At 61.6% G+C, this 563-nt stretch carries 1 protein-coding gene; it reads left to right on the forward strand.

All coding sequences use genetic code 11. The features are described from left to right. Positions 1–563, forward strand: a 563-nt coding sequence (gene kdsB, locus A3730_RS19765; protein ID WP_063538744.1) for a 3-deoxy-manno-octulosonate cytidylyltransferase, incomplete at both ends; no start/stop codon positions are given.

The following is a 563-nucleotide window of genomic DNA, read 5'->3' on the forward strand; positions in this document are numbered from 1 at the left end:
CCATGGTGGAACGGGTGGCAGAGCGCTGCCAGCAAAGCCATGCCGAGCAGGTATACGTGGCCACGGATGATGCGCGCATTGCCGATGTGCTGGATGGCATCGTGCCCGTGGTCATGACCCGGGAGGATCACCCCTCCGGCACGGACCGCCTGCAGGAAGTGGCCGCCAAACTGGGGCTGGCTGATGATGACATTATCGTCAATGTGCAGGGCGATGAGCCGTTGATTCCCCCGGCGGTGATTGATCAGGTGGCGGCGAATCTGGCCGCCAACCCGGACTGCCAGATGTCCACTCTGTGTGAACCCATTGAACGAGCTGACGATCTGTTTAACCCGAATGTGGTGAAAGCCGTGTTCGATGACAGCGGCAAGGCGCTGTATTTTTCCCGGGCGCCGGTGCCCTGGCATCGTGATGCCTTTGCCGATGGTAAGCAGGACATGTCCGCAGGGCAGTGGTGGCGTCATATCGGCATCTACGCGTACCGGGTAGCGTTCTTGCACCGGTATGTGCAATGGCCGCCCGCGACCCTGGAGCAGCTGGAATCTCTGGAGCAGCTGCGGGCC

The organism is Alcanivorax sp. HI0044 (assembly GCF_001634945.1).